Annotated in this window: 12 protein-coding genes; 2 read left to right on the top strand and 10 right to left on the bottom strand. The window is 52.0% G+C overall.

Annotation, left to right across the window (positions count from 1 at the left end):
• Nucleotides 1-57: 57 nt before the first annotated feature.
• Nucleotides 58-636 (bottom strand): isopentenyl-diphosphate Delta-isomerase, encoded by a 579-nt coding sequence (gene idi / locus GA004_RS10940; RefSeq protein ID WP_283393901.1) that lies wholly within the window; start codon nucleotides 634-636, stop codon nucleotides 58-60.
• A gap of 330 nt (nucleotides 637-966) precedes the next feature.
• On the opposite strand from idi, the gene GA004_RS10935 reads away from it, so the two are divergent.
• Both GA004_RS10935 and dmeF read left to right on the top strand, forming a co-directional pair.
• The gene (locus GA004_RS10935) at nucleotides 967-1,242 is read left to right on the top strand and encodes a metal/formaldehyde-sensitive transcriptional repressor (protein WP_283393900.1); all 276 of its coding nucleotides are present in this window, start codon (nucleotides 967-969) and stop codon (nucleotides 1,240-1,242) included.
• Nucleotides 1,239-2,228 carry a CDF family Co(II)/Ni(II) efflux transporter DmeF gene (gene dmeF, locus GA004_RS10930; protein ID WP_283393899.1) on the top strand — a complete coding sequence of 330 codons (990 nt, stop codon included), beginning with the start codon at nucleotides 1,239-1,241 and terminating at the stop codon, nucleotides 2,226-2,228. The genes GA004_RS10935 and dmeF overlap by 4 nt, the downstream gene beginning before the upstream one ends.
• A gap of 84 nt (nucleotides 2,229-2,312) precedes the next feature.
• Here the strand turns inward: dmeF and GA004_RS10925 are convergent, their stop codons facing one another.
• From GA004_RS10925 to GA004_RS10885, 9 genes are all read right to left on the bottom strand, one after another.
• On the bottom strand, nucleotides 2,313-4,625 hold the full coding sequence (locus tag GA004_RS10925; RefSeq protein WP_283393898.1) for a copper-transporting P-type ATPase: 2,313 nt from the start codon (nucleotides 4,623-4,625) through the stop codon (nucleotides 2,313-2,315).
• Between the two features lie 114 nt (nucleotides 4,626-4,739).
• Nucleotides 4,740-5,240 carry a DUF3347 domain-containing protein gene (locus GA004_RS10920; protein ID WP_283393897.1) on the bottom strand — a complete coding sequence of 167 codons (501 nt, stop codon included), beginning with the start codon at nucleotides 5,238-5,240 and terminating at the stop codon, nucleotides 4,740-4,742.
• Nucleotides 5,241-5,299: 59 nt separating this feature from the next.
• Nucleotides 5,300-9,043 (bottom strand): efflux RND transporter permease subunit, encoded by a 3,744-nt coding sequence (locus tag GA004_RS10915; RefSeq protein WP_283393896.1) that lies wholly within the window; start codon nucleotides 9,041-9,043, stop codon nucleotides 5,300-5,302.
• 71 nt (nucleotides 9,044-9,114) lie between these two features.
• Nucleotides 9,115-9,486, bottom strand: coding sequence for a GxxExxY protein (locus tag GA004_RS10910; protein ID WP_283393895.1), 372 nt, complete (start codon nucleotides 9,484-9,486; stop codon nucleotides 9,115-9,117).
• Between the two features lie 31 nt (nucleotides 9,487-9,517).
• On the bottom strand, nucleotides 9,518-11,383 hold the full coding sequence (locus GA004_RS10905; protein WP_283393894.1) for a heavy metal-binding domain-containing protein: 1,866 nt from the start codon (nucleotides 11,381-11,383) through the stop codon (nucleotides 9,518-9,520).
• 140 nt (nucleotides 11,384-11,523) lie between these two features.
• A complete protein-coding gene (locus tag GA004_RS10900; RefSeq protein WP_283393893.1) occupies nucleotides 11,524-12,837 on the bottom strand; it encodes a TolC family protein in 1,314 nt (437 codons plus the stop codon).
• Nucleotides 12,838-12,988: 151 nt separating this feature from the next.
• Nucleotides 12,989-13,402: a hypothetical protein gene (locus GA004_RS10895; RefSeq protein WP_283393892.1), complete on the bottom strand. Its 414-nt coding sequence runs from the start codon at nucleotides 13,400-13,402 to the stop codon at nucleotides 12,989-12,991.
• Nucleotides 13,403-13,919: 517 nt separating this feature from the next.
• The gene (locus tag GA004_RS10890) at nucleotides 13,920-15,692 is read right to left on the bottom strand and encodes an SMP-30/gluconolactonase/LRE family protein (RefSeq protein WP_283393891.1); all 1,773 of its coding nucleotides are present in this window, start codon (nucleotides 15,690-15,692) and stop codon (nucleotides 13,920-13,922) included.
• A 6-nt stretch (nucleotides 15,693-15,698) separates the two neighbouring features.
• The gene (locus GA004_RS10885; RefSeq protein WP_283393890.1) at nucleotides 15,699-17,078 is read right to left on the bottom strand and encodes an aryl-sulfate sulfotransferase; all 1,380 of its coding nucleotides are present in this window, start codon (nucleotides 17,076-17,078) and stop codon (nucleotides 15,699-15,701) included.
• Between the last annotated feature and the right edge of the window lie 189 nt (nucleotides 17,079-17,267).

The following is a 17,267-nucleotide window of genomic DNA, read 5'->3' as shown; positions in this document are numbered from 1 at the left end:
CTTACAAGGTGCTCGTGTGAGAGGTCAATCGGTGACCTAACGGTTCGCCAACAAAACTTAGGATTTCAACCCGGAGGTATAAGACTCGATGACTACCTGTTGCTGAAGCTCTTTGCCTTCGATTAGTGACCAAGGAGAGAACGAGTCGAATCGAGTATTGGTTTCTCTGTTGCAGGCTTCCGCGAAGTCATTCCAGTCAACCCAGTCGATGGCGGCAATCTCGGTAGAATTGGGGACTGGTTGTTGATGGCAAAGACCAATGAATACGGGGCAGATCTCGTTTTCGACAATTCCCTGAAACTCCGCCCTATATCGAAAGTCGGGCAATGCGAGTTCGAGTTCGATATTGTCGATGCCAAGTTCCTGACGAAGGCGTCGGCGAGCGGCGGCCTGGTGCGATTCGCCTGGGGCGGGGTGGCCACAACACGCATTCGACCAAATCCCAGGCCAAGTCTTTTTAGAATGGGCTCGTTGTTGGGCCAGCATTTTTCCATTCCCATCAAACAGGAATATGGAAAACGCGCTATGGAGAGGTGTATCCGCAGTATGAACGCGAGACTTCGGCATGGCGCCAATGGAGCACCCTTCGTCATCCAGTAGGACAACTTGTTCTATCGTATTAGATTCTAGAGACATCAACTAATTCATTTCGCCATTTGGAGCATATTGGGCATTTGAGCCAAATCAGCCATTCGAAACAATCCCATTCTGGTCTTTATTGCATGGAATACGTTTAACGTGCTATTGCATTTCTAGTAGTCGTTCTATACCCTTTGGGTAAATACCTCTAAGCTCATGACGGGCGTAGCCTGAAAGGCGAAGACTGTTGTCGCTGAACTCGAGGTGTCGGTGGGTTCGTCGCTACCTTAAAATACCTCGGGACTTTCCCCGGAGATGCTTTATTTCTTCTTGGATTATGAGAGTTCAACTTGACTGAAATATACAATACCCCTCTATCGCATAAAGTTGGTACATCTAGTTACAGAAAACACAAAGCTCATCGCTCGCGTGAAACGTTTAAAGGGGCAACTTGAAGGCGTTGAACGCACGTTAACTGAGGGTGAGGATTGCTTCGCTATCCTCCAAAATACAGCTGTCTGCCGAGGTGCCCTCAACGCCCTGACAAAAGAATTGATTTTGAGTCATATCGAACATCATTTGGTCGAAAGCGACGATGCTAGCGAAGGGGTTCGCGATACTGGAAAAGAGATTCAGAGTATTGTAAGGAGCTATTTGAAATGAGGGCTCACGGCGATAATCACGAGATGCTCATAGGGCATAAACGGGGCGAGCGCTCAACCAAGATTGTGATCGCTATCACCGCCATCATGATGGTGGGGGAGATTGTATCGGGAATTCTATTCGGTTCGATGGCTTTGCTTGCAGATGGTTGGCACATGTCAACTCATGTGGCTGCTTTCAGTATCACGTTGTTTGCCTATTGGTATGCTCGAAGACACGCGGACAACCCTTTCTACAAGTTCGGTACCGGCAAGGTAAGCGTCCTAGGCGGGTTCGCCAGTGCCGTCGCTCTTGTTGTGGTCGCATTTGTGATGGGGCTTGAGTCGGTCGGTCGTTTTTTTTCGCCAGAGCAAATCCTTTTTGACGAAGCCATCATCGTAGCGATCATCGGTCTCATCGTAAATTTAGGCTGCGCCAAGATTCTGCATGACAGCGGCCACGGCCATTCTCATAGCCATATTCACGACGAAACGGATGACCACCCCCACAGTCATCAGGGACACGAGGATCATCATCACCACGACCATAATTTGAAGGCCGCCTACCTTCACGTATTGGCAGATGCCCTGACATCTGTTTTCGCCATCGTGGCACTTACGGCTGGAAAGTTCTACGGACTGCTTTGGCTTGATGCGTTGATGGGAATAGTCGGTGCCGTCGTTATCACGAAGTGGGCTTGGGGCCTGTTAAGGGAAACCTCGTCAATCCTGCTCGACGGTGGCGAATACGGAAAGAAGGAGGCGGAGATTCGGGAATTGGTAGCGTCGTCGGGTCAAGCGGTAACGCCAAGCATTCGCCTGTGGAAAATCGCCCCGCAACACTTTGCAGCCACGATTCATGCATCAGGTTCTCTAGATCAGCTAAAAGGGATTCGATCCAGACTGCAGCAGGTCCCTTGGATCACCTACAGTTCGATTGAAATCGAAGTGGAGAGAGGTGACAAGGATAGCGGACCTGCAATGGGACCTGATTTATTGAAAAAGTAGGAGAGGGTTCTAGCCGGTTGTCACAGGCAAGATGCCTGAGGGAATATTGAGCTTGTGCTGCCTCGAAGCATACACGACGGACCTTTACTTCAGGTTCAGCCCTTTAAGTCGTAGGGCGTTGGTGATGACGGAAACTGAGCTGAAGGACATGGCAGCGCCTGCGATCATGGGACTCAATAGAACTCCGATGAATGGATACAGTATACCCGCCGCTATCGGAATACCGATAGCGTTATAGACAAAGGCGAAAAACAGATTTTGCCGGATATTGCGCATCGTCGCCCGACTGAGATGCAAACCGCCCGCGATGCCACGCAGGTCACCTTTAACCAAGGTTAGCCCGGCACTCTCGATCGCCACGTCGGTGCCCGTGCCCATGGCGATTCCCACGTCAGCCGCAGCCAGGGCCGGGGCGTCGTTGATCCCATCGCCTGCCATGGCGACATGACGACCTTCGTCCTTTAGCTCGTTCACAATGCGTTGTTTATCCTCGGGAGAAACTTCTGCGTGAACTTTGTCAATACCGAGTGCTGTGGCCACTGCGTTAGCCGTTCTTGAATTGTCTCCGGTGCACATGACGATGGTGATGCCCATCGCGTGAAGGGATTCGATGGCTTCTTTCGAACTTTCCTTGATGGGGTCGGCAATCGCAATGTAGCCGAGCAACTGATCGTCTCGGGCGGCCCAGATCACCGTATTGGCTTCCGCTTGAAGGCGCTCGGACCCAGTAGTCAAACCCTGCGGAATTTCAATTCCTTCCGCTTCGATGAAAGATTGCTTGCCGACGCGAATGAGAGTCTCGCCTACCATCGCCTGGACGCCTCCTCCGGTCGTGCTCTTGAAATCCGTGGCCTGAGAAACTTCCAGCTTTTCCGATTTCGCCTTTTCGAATACGGAGCGAGCCAGAGGGTGCTCCGACTGTGATTCGACGGCAGCGGCTAAACATAGGAGATCCTTGGAGGAAACTCCATTGCTGGGGCTCAGAGCCACTACGGCCGGTTTTCCTGCAGTCAGGGTGCCGGTCTTGTCGGTTATCAGATGGGTGACCTTTTCCGCTCGCTCAATCGCTTCGGCGTTCTTCACTAAGATTCCGTTTTGGGCCCCTTTGCCGACTCCGACCATGATCGACATCGGCGTGGCGAGTCCCAGAGCGCAGGGGCAAGCGATGATTAAAACGGAGACAGCCACAACAATCGCGTATGCCATTGCCGGCTCGGGGCCGAACATTGCCCACATCAAGAAGGCCACTACGGCTGCAAGCACAACGGTTGGGACGAAGTAGCCTGCGACCGTATCCGCGAGTTTCTGGATGGGGGCCCGGCTGCGCTGGGCGTCCGCTACCATGCCGATGATGCGCGCCAGCATCGTTTCATCACCGACAGCCTCGGCTTCCATGATGAAACTGCCGGTATGGTTGACGGTGGCCCCGATAACCTTGTCACCTTCGCCTTTCTCGACCGGAACCGGTTCGCCGGTAATCATGGATTCATCGACGGCGCTCTTGCCCTCTCGGATCGATCCATCTAGGGGAATCTTCTCACCTGGCCGGACTCTCAGTCGGTCGCCTTTTTGTATCACGTCGATGTCTAAGTCTTCTTCGTCACCGTTATCATCGACACGGTGAGCGGTCTTGGCGGCCAGATCGAGAAGGCTTTGGATGGCTTGGCCGGTCTGTCGGCGGGCCCGAGCTTCTAGCCATTGTCCGAGAAGAACCAATACGGTAATGACGGCGGCGGCTTCGAAATAGACGCCAACTTCGCCGTGCATGCGGAAGGAATCCGGCAAAACCTCTGGGAAGACAACGGCGACCGTGCTGAATCCCCAAGCGGCACTCACACCTAACATGATGAGCGTGAACATATTGGGGCTGCGATTGACAATAGATTGCCAACCGCGGACAAAAAACAGGCCGCCTGCCCAGAAGACGACGGGAGTGGCGAGAATCAGTTCAACCCATTTCGTAACGGAACGCGGAAGGAATTCCTCGAGCGACAGCCCGGGAATCATGCCTCCCATGGCGATGAGAAAAACGGGAATGGTCAGTCCAAGTCCGATCCAAAACTTTATGGCGAGGGAACGGATCTCATCACTCTCCTCCTCGTCTGAATTTACGGGTGACATCGGTTCCAGGTCCATGCCGCATTGGGGGCATTGACCCGGATGGCCATGCTGCACTTCCGGGTGCATGGGGCAGGTGTAAATCGTTTGGGTGGATTCCCGGTAGGATGGGTTGCGCTCTAGGAGCATGCCGCATTTGGGGCAATCGACAGGCTTGTCCGATTCTGCCCCGGGACACATCGGGCAATAGTATTTCCTGTTGGGAGTGGGGGCGTTCTCAGGATGCTCGCCGTCGCTATTTTGGTGGCAGCAATCCGGGTTATCTTTAGAAGAAGTCATTGCTCATTTCTGCCAAATTGCGATTCTCTTAATCGATGGGTGGGACTGAGTTTTTCGAATAGCCGTTTATTCTGAAGGTTGATGCGCTCCATGCGAATTGGCTTGGTGGGAGCTCTATGATTCCGGTTTCGATTCATACTCTTTCTGAATCATGCCACACTTGAGCATCATGGCTCCGTAATAGGGATTTCTAAGATCGCTCGAGTTCTGAAGCCAGATGCCGCCAGTATTCCCAAAAGCCATCGGGCAGTGCATCTTGTAGACGGGACCTTCTGCCAAGCCGGAATCTTCTAACTTAGCGAAAAGCGCATCGGACCACCGTTTAAATGCTCTTCGGGCCGTTGCGATGTCGGTCGTTTTAGCGATTTTGCTAGCGGCCTCAAGTTCAGCGGCGCAACACTCTTTTCTCTCGAGTGGGCAACCCTTTTCCTTTGCTAGCTCGACTAATGAATTCGTTACGGTTTGAGCTGCGGAGAGATCGTCGTTGGCAAGCGCGGTCTGGGCTTCGAAATAGGTTTCGAACTGAGGAGTTGAACATGTGAGTTCCGCTTCTATGTCCGCAAAGCTAAATGTTGTCACGATGACTGCGATAGATGACGCAATGAGTGTTTTCATGTTTTAGTAGGTTTAAAATGATGTATGGATCGTTGGAAAACCGAGGTCCGTGGGACGGGTCAATGTTTGAATTTGATTCTCAGCTCTTCGATCGTACAATAGAGTACGGGCACGACGAAGATTGTGATGATAGCTAGGAGCATGCCTCCGAACGTGGGTATGGCCATGGGAACCATTATGTCGGAGCCGCGTCCTGTAGATGTCAATACAGGAAGTAGCGCTAGGATGGTAGTGGCACTCGTCATCATGGCGGGACGTACGCGGCGTGTGCCGGCAATGAGGGTCGCTTCCCGGATCTCCTCGATGGATTGCGGCGACTTATCTCTGAACACCTGTTGAAGGTATGTGCAGACGATGACTCCATTGTCGGTGGCGATTCCGAATAGGGCGAGGAATCCGACCCAGACGGCGACGCTGAGGTTGATAGTGCTCATTTGAAAGAGCGATCGCACATTTTCTCCGAAGAGCTCGAAGTTGAGAAACCAGGGTTGATTGTAGAACCAGATTAGGATGAAGCCTCCGGACCAAGCGAATAGTATCCCTGAGAACACAAGCAAAGTAGTGGTGATACGCTTGAATTGGAAATACAAAATTAGCCATATTGCGAAAAGAGCAATTGGCAGCACAACCATTAGCTTCTTTTCCGCTCGAACTTGGTTCTCGTAGCTGCCAGTGAATTTGTAGCTGACGCCTGACGGAATCGAAAGCTCACCGGTTTCGATCTTGTCCGCTAAGAAGCCTTGGGCCTGCTCAACAACGTCTACTTCCGAGAAGTCTGCTTGCTTGTCGAATATTACATAACCGACGAGAAAGGTGTCCTCTGCCTTGATCACCTGGGGGCCTCTCAGATAGTTTATCGTTGAAAGTTCCCCCAGTGGTATCTGAGTGCCATCCGGAGCGGTGACGAGAATGTTCTCAATTTCTTCGATACTGTCGCGCAGTTCCCGCTGGTAGCGTACGCGAACCCCGTAGCGTTCGCGCCCCTCGACCGTCTGGGTGATGGGTTTGCCCCCAATGGCTACCTCAATCACGTCCTGCACCATGGCGATTTTAATGCCGTAGCGGGCAGTGGCATCCCTGTCGATATCGATCTCGAGATAGGGCTTTCCGACCATGCGATCGGCCAGTACCGCTTCCGGCTTTATGGCGGGAACCTGTTTCAAGAGAGATTCGATGCGCAAGGCCACCTTCTCAATGTTTTCAAGATCGGGTCCGTAGATCTTCATGCCCATTGGAGCCCGCATTCCGCTTTGGAGCATGACGATGCGAGCGGCGATCGGCTGAAGCTCCGGAGCAGAGGTCGTCCCGGGTATGGTGGCTGCTCGAACAATCTCAGCCCATATGTCTTCGGGCGAGTTAATGTGGCTGCGCCACTGTCGGAACGATTTTCCGTTTTTGTCGGGGATGAGATCTCCCCCGGGGCTATACTCATAGGCTCCTTTTTCTCGATCAAAGGAATACGTGAGGATACGACCGTTGCTGTCTACCTTGTATTCGGTTTTATAGGATATGATCGTTTCGATCATTGAAATGGGAGCGGGATCCAGCGGGCTGTCCACGCGGCCGAGTTTTCCGACCGCAATTTCAACTTCGGGTATGGCATTGATCGCCATGTCTTGCTTTCGCAGTACATCCATGACTTCGCCGATCGAAGCATGGGGCATCGTGGTTGGCATGTAAAGATAGGAACCTTCATCGAGAGTGGGCATGAACTCCTTACCTAGACCAGGAAGCGTGTGGGCGGCACTGCTCCACATCCTGTTCTCTTTAAGGGCGTTCGGAAGCCAACTGAAAACGGCTCCAAAGCCGATCCAGACCATCAAGCCAAATAGAATGATCGCCGCATTGAAAGTGAGGAAAAGCCCTTTTGCTCTCAGTACCCACGCCAGAAGGAAAGAGTAGTACTTGATGAAAAAATGAAAGGATCCTAGCAGTCCGCCTATAACAACAATAACGAAAGCTGCGTTTGCTATCGACTGATCTGGGCCGATCGGTTTCCAGTCAGACGCGAGAACTAGAGCCACTGTAAGGGTAATCAGAAAATTGCAACTGTAGATCACCCATTGTTGGGTTTGCGTGGGGAGGCGGTCCTTGAGGAGGTTAAACGAAGCAACGCCGAAGAGAGCAAAGCCAAGCCATGCGGGAAACCAGATTAAAGCGAAGGGACAAAAAACTCCGGCGAGAGCGGTGACTACCCAAAGTCCCATTTTCGTCCGGCCCGCTTTGAACTTTCCCGCTATCAGCCAATGGGCGAGCGGAGGGATGATCGTTAGCGCGACTACGATTGAACCGACCAGAGCGAATGTTTTCGTGAATGCCAAGGGCCGAAATAGCTTTCCTTCGGCGGCTTCCATCGTGAATACCGGGAGGAAGCTGATAACAGTTGTAAGAACTGCAGTCACCACTGCGCTGCCCACTTCCGTGCAAGCTCTGTATACGACCTCAAGCCGATCTTCGTCTTCCGAGGATTCGTCCAAGTGTTTTAGAATGTTTTCGATCAGAACAACTCCCATGTCGACAATGGTGCCGATAGCGATGGCGATACCTGAAAGCGCAACCACATTGGCATCGACCTTGAAGAGTTTCATGCCGACGAAGGCAAAAAGTACAGCCAGTGGGAGGACGCTTGAGACGAGGGCGGCGCTTCTCAGATGCAGCACCATCAAGACGACGACGATGATTGTAACCAGAATTTGCTGACTTACCGCGTCTTCGAGAGTGCCAAGTGTTTCATAGATAAGATTCGTGCGATCATAGAAGGGAACGATTTTAACTTGGCTTTCGGTTCCGTCTTCGAGCGTTTTCTTGGGGAGTCCGGGCGAAATCTCGGCAATCTTATCTTTGACGCGCTGAATGACCGCGAGAGGGTTTTCGCCATAGCGGGTAACTACCACACCGCCGACCGCTTCGGCCCCTGCTTTATCGAGGGCTCCGCGGCGGAGAGCCGGGCCAAACTCTATTTCCGCAATCTGGTCGAGGGTTATGGGCACATTGTCCCGTTGAGTGATTACCGTTCGGCGAAGATCGTCTAGAGATTCGAGGAATCCGAGCCCGCGAACCACATATTCCGCCGCGTTGATTTCAATCGTCCGAGCGCCGACATCGATATTGCTGGCACGGACGGCGTTGTAGACATCGTGCAGGGCGATGCCATAGGCCCGCAGGGCATCGGGATCGACATCGACTTGATATTCTTTCACGAAACCTCCGATTGAGGCGACTTCCGCGACACCATCGACGCCTTGAAGAGCATAGCGAACGTACCAGTCTTGCGTAGAGCGGAGCTCATCGAGATCCCAGCCTCCAGAAGGGCTTCCGTCGGGCGTATGTCCCTCGAGCGTATACCAGAATACCTGTCCCAGCGCAGTCGCGTCGGGACCGAGTTGCGGTGAGACGCTTTGCGGGAGCGTGCCGGAAGGAAGGCTGTTCAGTTTCTCCAGTATGCGACTACGCGTCCAATAAAATTCTGCTTCCTCTTTGAAAATTATATAGATGGAGGAAAATCCGAACATGGAATAGCTGCGAATCGTCTTTACCTGGGGAAGTCCGAGAAGCGCCGTTGTGAGCGGATAGGTGATTTGGTCTTCAATGTCCTGCGGGGATCGCCCCATCCATTTGGTGAATACGATCTGCTGGTTCTCTCCGATATCCGGTATCGCATCCACGGGTACGGGATCGCGTGGCAAGGCATCGATCTTCCAGTCGAACGGAGCCACCATTATGCCCCAGAGAATCAAGGCCGCTGTAAATAGGACCACGACAATCTTATTCTCGAGACAAAAACGTATGAGCTGATTGATCATGTAATGATAGGTTTAGCTTGTGTTCTAATCACAGAATTCACAGGAGGCACAAAAACTTAGGTTGCGAGCTGTCACTGTGCCAGTTTCTTGATTTGCAGTTTAGGATTTCCGAAGTTTAAAAGGATTCCTTGTTTTAGCTTTGCCGATCTAAAATAGGCGAGTACCTGAGCGGTGTGCTCGTCAGCAAGTGTCTTCACTGCTTTCGGTTCAATAATTATCAATTCTTCCACAACTAGATCGGCAAAGTATTCTCCCAAGAGTATTCTATCCTCATCGTAGACTCGAATTGGGCACTGTTGTTTTACTTTCAATCCTTTCTTTCGAAGCCGATGTGCGAGTCCATTTTTATAAACTTTTTCGAGCAGGCCGTTCTTCAAGTAGCTATGAAGCGAAAATGCAGTTTCGCGTACAGTATCTGTGAGTTGTTGGACCTCCGTATTCATTTCTTGTAGATTTTGTACTTTTTGTGGTTAATTAAAATTCTTTATGAATCTCTCCACAGGTTTGCATCATTGCTCCGAAGTAGGGGTTTTTCAGTTGGTTGTCTTTCTGCAGCCAGTCTGCACCGCGGTCAGGGTAGACCATTGGGCAGTGCATTTGGAAAAGGTTCCCTTCGAAGGCTTCATCGTAGCTAGAAACCGATTTGATTAGCGCATTGGAGAGTACTTCGAAGTGGGGTCTCCGGAGGTCGTCGAGCAAGTCGGCTTTCAGCATTGTGTGAATCAGGTCACCAGCGGGACCGCTATGACCCGTTGCCGCCATCATTTCCCTGAGGGCCTTCTTTGCTTCGTCGATCGAGTCAGCGGCCAGCGCAGAATGAAGAGCGAAGTAGTGGGGAAGAACATCCTTCGTCGTCGCAGAATCAAACTCGAGAAGATTGCCGTCAATGTGCTCGCTCTGCCCAGTAGTTGGCACAGTGTCTCCATGATCGTGATCGGGTGTCGGTCCATCGCCTTCGGGATTCATCATGCTAGGCTTGGCTCTAATTTGAAGGGCGCTGTCTATCTTAAATGCGCCATTGATTACGACGCGATCACCTATACTCAAACCCGAGGAAACGATGAAGACGTCCCCAGCGCGGGCTCCTATTTCAATTTCCCGTCCTTCGTAGGTGGGCGTTTCCGTATCCGGAATCTTAACATAAACAACAGCTCGTTTTCCGGTCCGCAGTACAGCGGAGGCGGGTACGACAAGAGGGGGTTCCGCATTTGGGTCCTGTACGTATCCCAGCTCTTCCGCAGGCAAAAGATCCATTCCGCAAATATCGCATTTACCCGGAGCGTCCTTTACGATTTCCGGATGCATGGGACTGATCCACTTGCCGGCGAATGCTGGAGAGTAGACCTTACCGGCCAGTGCGATATTTGATCGGACGATCGATTTGGCAAACATGCCCGGCTTCAGTTTACGATCTCCGTTGGGAACGTTTACCCGAACGGATACGGTGCGTGACTTCGGGTCGAGCTCTGGGTTTATGAAAGTGATCCGTCCTTGAAAAGTTTGTCCGGGGTAAGCCTCGACACTGAATGACACCTGCTGACCAAAGCGAAGCCAGGCTAGATCGGATTCGTAGGCTTCCAGGCGCAGCCAGAGAGCACTGAGGTCGACAATTCGGAACAAAGGCTGACCCGTCTTTATATAGTCCCCTTCATTGACATTCTTGTGGACGACGACCCCACTAATAGGGGCTTTAAGTTCAAAATGGTCGCTCGATTTACCGCTTTGAATGATGGAATCAATCTGTTGGGGAAGCAAATCCCAGAGACGTAGTTTCTCTCTCGCTGCCAATGTCGTGGAGCCATTTGGATCGTATTGGAAGGCGGATAGTAACTCACTTTGAGCCGTTAGAAGCTCCGGACTGTAAACCAGAGCAAGGTGATCTCCTTGCTTAACGGGAATACCAGTGAAGTTAACAAAAAGCTCGTCGATTCTGGCGGGGAAGCGGGCAGTCAGGGACTTTTCTTTGGTTTCATCGTAGCCGAGTTTTCCCACCAGTCGAATTTCCGCTTGGGGAAATCGCTTTTCGACGGGACTGGTCTGAATATCAGCCAACGCTTTCGCGGTTTCGCTCATACTAAACGATCTCGACCCGTCTTCGGATCCGGACCCTTGACCGATGGGAATGAGCTTCATGCCGCATATGGGACAATTCCCCGGCTCGGTCGCTTGAATCTGTGGGTGCATGGAGCAGTTCCAAATCTGTTGGGCAGAAGGCGCCGTTGCCGACTGATTATGGTCCCCGTGGGGGTTGGTGGAATTTGGTGCAGTCCAGCGCCCAAGGAAGAAAATGGCTAGTAGGAGGGCGATGCCTCCAGATATCAGATACGTTTTAGTTTTCATGATAAAAATTTTAGGTTAACTACAAGGAGCACAGAAGTCACAAAAGGATGATAGGATCTGAATGGGTATGTGTAAGTTTTTAAGCATTCTTCTGGATTTTACGCTTTCTGTGGCTGGTATCAGTTCCTGGGCTAATTAGTTTAGTTCAACCAGAGCCCTCCTGAGAGGGTGGCGAGTTTCCAGCGGGCGATCCAGGCGTCCGCCGCGGCTCGCCAATATTCAGTTTCCTGTTGGAGAAGGGCTCGGTCGCTATCGATAATGTCGAGCGCGCTGGCGTTCCCCGACTGGTAGCTGGATTCGGTGATTTCCTGGACTTGTCGGACAAGTGGAATGAGCTTCGTTTGGAATCTCTGGATGCGTTTTTGTGAGTCTTCCAGTTTGGCAATCCATGACATTCCATTTCCAATAAGCACTCTCTCCTGATTTAGGATTTGGGCAGACACGGCGTCTTTTTCAAGAGCGGCCGCTATACTGATGGCATTATTGGCCTTGCCCCAGATCGGGAGTGATACGCCGACCATAATCGCCCAAGGGTCGTCGCCGCTTCCGGAAGTTGCTGAATTCAAAGCATCGCCGGTGCGTAGGTAGTTTAATCCTACAGACCATTCGGGGCGGTTCGCGAGCTTGGCCAATCGTTCGCGTGCTTCCTGGCTGGATTCAATTGAACGTAACATGGCGACCTCGGGGGAATGCTCGCGTAGGAAGGAGATCCACTGTTTCGTTTCAATCTCAATGGGTTGCGGCGCTTCCCAGTCTAGGGTGAACGGCCTGCCGGTGGGGTCCTTTCCCAAAAGACTTTCCAGCGTATAGCCAGTAGAGTCCCGCTGCGTTTCTTGTTTGGATACCCTATCGAAGTGGCGTTCGATTTCGACTTGGATCCGCAAGAGATCGGTTAAGCTGGCACCCGATTTGACGCGATCCTCGGCAATGGACTCGAGACGCTGCAGAAGGTCTATGTTTTTAAGGGTGATCTCGATTGACTTCTCGATGTACGCCAGGTCGAACACGGCTTCGACGACTTTCTCCATTAGCTTGAACTGTTGAATCGCGTAAGCGTGCCAAAGTGCTTCAGCGTGGGTGCGAGCGATATCGGTTCTTCGGCCTAGGGTTCCCATAGCGGGAAAGGGCTGTTGCAGTTGAATTCCCTGCCTTTGCGGTCCGGTCCTCGTCTGGATGGACTCAACGAAATGCGTAATCTGAACGCGCGGATTGGGCAAAGCCCGAGCGGTGGTGATTGAGGCACGAGCCGCTTGGTAACGCTTTTCCTGCGAGAGTATCCCAGGATTATTTTGGAGGGCCTCTAGGATGTAGCGACCCGCGATGTCTTTTTGCAGCAAGGCTTCAGGCACGCTCGATTCGGGAACTTGCGAATAGATCGGCGGAATAGTAGAAAGGGTCGCCAAGCTGAGGCAAAACCGATAAACTTTTTTCTGAAAATAGACTGTGAGTTTCATATTGTGTACGTGCAATGGGAGTCTGTGAAGACTCTGTTGGGATTGGATGGCTTGCGCGGCCTGAGCAGGCCTGGTCGGCCCACGGTGGACCGGCTGATCCAATCGGAATGAGCTAACTCGAGCGACGTTGCTCAAGCAGCGATTGTACGTATCAAAGTATGAAGACGCAGTACTTCTGTGAATACGAAATCTCAGTTCCCCTACAGCAGGGGCAGTGCCTGTTAGCCGAGTCAGAGATAGCGATTAAATGCGGTACGGTGTAAAGGCTTGTAGCAACTACATAGTCCACTACCTGTTGGGAGGGCCCAGTTGAGAATGTGGTAGAGAAGCCTGTATTGTCGCTGTATTGTGAACCTTCAATCTCTTCGTGAAAACAATCGTGATCCCCGGGAGGAGACGATTGCTCTGATTGAGTTGATATGTCCGCTTGCTGACAACAGGCGTGAGAGTCCGCACTTGCCTCCGACGAAGCCTCAAGATCCATCTCCGCAAAGCTCAGGCAGCAGCACATCGGGTTGGCGATGGCAGCTACGAGGAGAAGCGTTATGGGTTTCGGTAGGCTCACAAAGTTAAAAAACGTACGGTTAGACAGGTCGATTTAAAGAAAATTCGTTTAAGTTGCCTTAGATTGGATGAAATGGCACCAAGGTGCGAGAAATAATTGCCTAGAGGGGAGTTATGCCCCAACTTACTCAAGCTGAAAATATTAGGATAAACAAAATTGAATTTCTCTGCGTATTCATAGTTTTTACCCCCGATTTTTTGCGGGCCTAACAAGGTTTTAACTGATATCCCATCAGAATTGGATAGTTTAGGAGGTATTTTAGGTTTGATGAAGGTAAAAGGAATTAATATAGTGGTTATTTTAATAAGTGAGCACTTGAGGCTAGGGATTCTCAGTGAAAATTAGACAGCAATCCATATTTGAAATTCCTAATTCGTTTGCCTAACGACAAAGGTCGTTTGTGTGCCTACTCGATAAGGTTGAGAGAGACAGCTTCATGTCTCTTTTGCCAGCAACAGGAGCCCCGCGTGTCGTTGTGACCTAATGGAGAAACTCTAAATTAGATATGGAAAGCGATTCAGGTCTTCGGCTGTTTGGGCTTGATAGGGGCTTGCCAAGCTTGAGCCCCGATAGATTTCACTTTGCGTTTGAAGACCTTGTCGCCGCAGGTGGCGTAGATCGTATCTAAGTTGGGTCCTCCAAAGCAGAAGTTGGCCACCCGCCCATTAGGTGTGCGCAGGATGATGCGAGGGCGGCCTGCTGAATCGCAAATCTGGATACCCAACGCGGTTGCGACCCAAATGTTTCCGAATCGGTCCACACGCACGCCGTCCGCTCGGGAGGAGTCCTCAGAGTCCTTTTTGTACAACCAGATGAGGCGTTGCTTGTAGGCAAGAGTGCCGTCGGGCTGGACCATATAGCTATAGATCCAATGGGAATCATAGTCGGATACATAGAGTTGGGTCTGGTCAGGTGAGAGGGCGATTCCGTTAGCGAATTTCAAACCGTAGTCGAGTTCCTGCTTTTCACCATTAGGACGAACCAGCCAAACGCGGCTTCGATCGGAGCGCTTGCTGGCGTTGCTAACGGGTTCGGTTATGTACATGTTTCCATTGAAAGCTATGGCAATGTCGTTGCCCCGTATCCCTTTAGCCACGACATCTTTATGACCTTTCTCATTAAACGCCCAAAGTTCCTCTACGTTGGCGGCCAGAGTATAGCGCCGGCCATCCGGCCCGTAGGCCATGCCGTTTGCTCGTTGGGTATCGCTCATCCATTCGGATACTCGATCGTCGAGGTCGATATGGTAGGTCTTGCTGTGCCTCAGGTCGTTAAAGTAGACCTCGCCGTTGGGGGTGACCACGGGACCCTCGGTGAATCCGTAGCCTTCGCCTATGAGCTCCCAAGGCTGATCGGGGATAATAGACCGGTTGTACCATTCTCCTGAGTGCCCATGGTTTTGAGGCAAGGCAGGCCAGTCTTTCCAGAGCCAGCGCATGGCGTCGGGGAAAAGGGATGTGGCGTGCTTGGCATTGTGGCCTCCTTCGCCCCAGGCGTGCTTCACCTCGTATCCCGCGAACTCTAGCGAGCGCTGCATGGATTGATTACCCATCCACCAGTCGCCGACGTCTTTATTGTTATCATTGCTCCCGCCCTGCAAGAACACGCGAAGGGGGAGGGGCTCTACTTTTCGAATCAAACCGGCCAGTTGCTCACCCCCGCGCATCGCGACATAGGTCCCTACGCCGGTGAATACTCGGGAAAACCATTCCGGATGGAGAAACGCTGCTGTAAAAGCGGCGATGCCTCCGCTGCTGTTTCCGGCGATCATTCGGTCGGTCGCTCGCGGGGACAGGTGGATTCGGCGTCCATCGCTCGTCTTCATGCCTTCGATGGTGGGAAGGAGGTCCTCGTGCAGGAACTGAGCGTAGCTGTCGATAACGCTGTCGTATTCGTAACTCCGATTCAATCGGTCCACCTGAGTTTCGGGATCTTCGACTAAGAGGCGCCCGTGGGCGACAAAAACACCAATCGTTATCGGCATATCGCCTTGATGAATCAAATTGTCGAATACAGTAGTTGCTTCGTATTTGATGCCGTCTTGGCAGACGTAAAGACAGGCGGGTTGGGTCCCTTCGTACTGAGCCGGTACGTAGACCCAGATTTTCCGGGACGTTCCGGGGAACACTTTTGAGTCGTCAAACGTGAAAGTGAGGATCTCGCCCTTGGGTACATCTGGGTTTTCGACAGAATCTTGATGTATCGACCATTCGTCATTGGCCGCTAGCAGGGCGCTAGAGAGAAGGATTAGGGATGTAAGGAAGAACGCGATGTGTTGGTGCCGCTTCATGGGTGACTAGTTCAAGTTTTTCCCTTTGAATGCGGGATAGTCTGAGGCGTATCGAGTAACTCTAAAAACGCTGTGAGGACCTTCTGGCCCTGCGGGAGGCAGGGTGACGGGATTGTGGTATTCCCAAACAATCCTCTTGTCTGGAGTGACTTCGAAAAACAGGCCTTCGGCTCCCGAGCAGATGAGGGTGTTGCCATTAGGGAGTCGTTCCGCTCCTGAAATGAAGGAGGAGTAAAAGTCGGTCGGTTTTGACGCGCGGTATGACCAAACAGGGTGCACGGGTTCGAAGGCCTTGCCTGATTCGATTCGATAGGAGCCACCTGAGTTAATAGGCAGGACGATTTCCTCGATCGTTGAGTATTTCCCCTCGGGACGATCCGAGCCATTGTTGTAAATGGTGAGATTGCCTGCTCCGGGTTGCCCCGCTTGCACCCATCGCGGGTCGTGCTGCTGGAACAGCGTGCGGTCTGCGGGCGTTCCGGCTTGGTAGTTGGCCGGGTTTCCCCAGCGGTAGAGTATGTCCCCGCCTTTACCAGCCCGTCCGCCCGTCGAGCTGGCGGCTTCTTCGGTATTCGTGCTGTGATCGATGACAATAATCTCATTGAAGCTGCGTGGACTGAGTACGATCTGATCCAGCTCGGGGCTGTAGTCGATCGCGTTAGTATGCATCCAGTCTGTGCGGGGTCGGGGATTGAGATTTACGTCGATACGGTGAGGGTGCACTCCAACGTCTCCGTAGTTAGCTTTGGTTTCGTCGTAGTCCTGGACAAGATGGTCCCAGGCTCTCCACTCCCAGACAACTTCGCCGGTCGTCGGACCGTTCCGCTTCACCTCAACCACGATGTCGGGAAATATCCCATTTTCAGATACCGCTTGAGGATTCCGTCCGGCAGCGATCGCTTCTTCTTTCGTCCGCCGCTCCCATGCGAGAATTAGGACGTTGCCGTTTGGAAGAGGTTCTATGTCGTGATGCTGGTGATGGTCGCCATTCGAGAACACGAAGTCCCAGAGTTGGTTTCCTTCCCAGTCGAACAATTCGACTCGACCACCGCTAGGGCCTCGGCTTCCGAAGACCTCGTTTCCCATTACTTTGCTTGACCTGAGGAGATCGCCGTTGGGCAGGAGGTAGGCGCAGTTGGAAGGGTGGTGTGCACTCGTCCACTTGTGAACGACCCTACCTTCCATGTTCAAGAGAAGTGTCTCGTTTCCTCGGAGAGGAGCGTAGAGCGTGTAGCCTTGGAACGCTTCCGCTTCATTCGTTACAATTCCTCGAGGAATCTCCTGCGCTGAGACGACGCTCAAAATGAGGACTGCAATAATTAGCCCAAGTAGTGGGCGAGACCCTCGTTTGAGGAGAGTGTTGAGTGAAATAGGGGAGTGGATCATAATTTGTTTTGGGTTAAAGTGAATTGCACTCATTGAGGAGTTCCACAGGTAGGTTAGCAAACGTAGAGACAATATTGGCGATGAACGAAAATGATCAACCCCCGAAATCGTGAAGAGTGACCTAAGCGTAGGCTTGTAGGTTGCTCGTGCGACACCGCTTAAGATGATTTATCGTTGGAACTGCGGCGT

This window comes from Candidatus Pelagisphaera phototrophica (genome assembly GCF_014529625.1).
GTDB lineage: Bacteria > Verrucomicrobiota > Verrucomicrobiia > Opitutales > Opitutaceae > Pelagisphaera > Pelagisphaera phototrophica.
Note: the sequence above shows the minus strand (reverse complement) of the source record. Positions and strands in the feature narration are given on the sequence as shown.

What these genes read in the sequence shown, in the direction of transcription:
- GA004_RS10925 (WP_283393898.1), bottom strand. Translation starts at nt 4,625, where the DNA reads ATGACTTCTTCTAAAGATAACCCGGATTGCTGCCACCAAAATAGCGAC.
- dmeF (WP_283393899.1), top strand. Translation starts at nt 1,239, where the DNA reads ATGAGGGCTCACGGCGATAATCACGAGATGCTCATAGGGCATAAACGG.
- GA004_RS10905 (WP_283393894.1), bottom strand. Translation starts at nt 11,383, where the DNA reads ATGAAAACTAAAACGTATCTGATATCTGGAGGCATCGCCCTCCTACTA.
- GA004_RS10920 (WP_283393897.1), bottom strand. Translation starts at nt 5,240, where the DNA reads ATGAAAACACTCATTGCGTCATCTATCGCAGTCATCGTGACAACATTT.
- GA004_RS10915 (WP_283393896.1), bottom strand. Translation starts at nt 9,043, where the DNA reads ATGATCAATCAGCTCATACGTTTTTGTCTCGAGAATAAGATTGTCGTG.
- GA004_RS10885 (WP_283393890.1), bottom strand. Translation starts at nt 17,078, where the DNA reads ATGATCCACTCCCCTATTTCACTCAACACTCTCCTCAAACGAGGGTCT.
- idi (WP_283393901.1), bottom strand. Translation starts at nt 636, where the DNA reads ATGTCTCTAGAATCTAATACGATAGAACAAGTTGTCCTACTGGATGAC.
- GA004_RS10890 (WP_283393891.1), bottom strand. Translation starts at nt 15,692, where the DNA reads ATGAAGCGGCACCAACACATCGCGTTCTTCCTTACATCCCTAATCCTT.
- GA004_RS10900 (WP_283393893.1), bottom strand. Translation starts at nt 12,837, where the DNA reads ATGAAACTCACAGTCTATTTTCAGAAAAAAGTTTATCGGTTTTGCCTC.
- GA004_RS10910 (WP_283393895.1), bottom strand. Translation starts at nt 9,486, where the DNA reads ATGAATACGGAGGTCCAACAACTCACAGATACTGTACGCGAAACTGCA.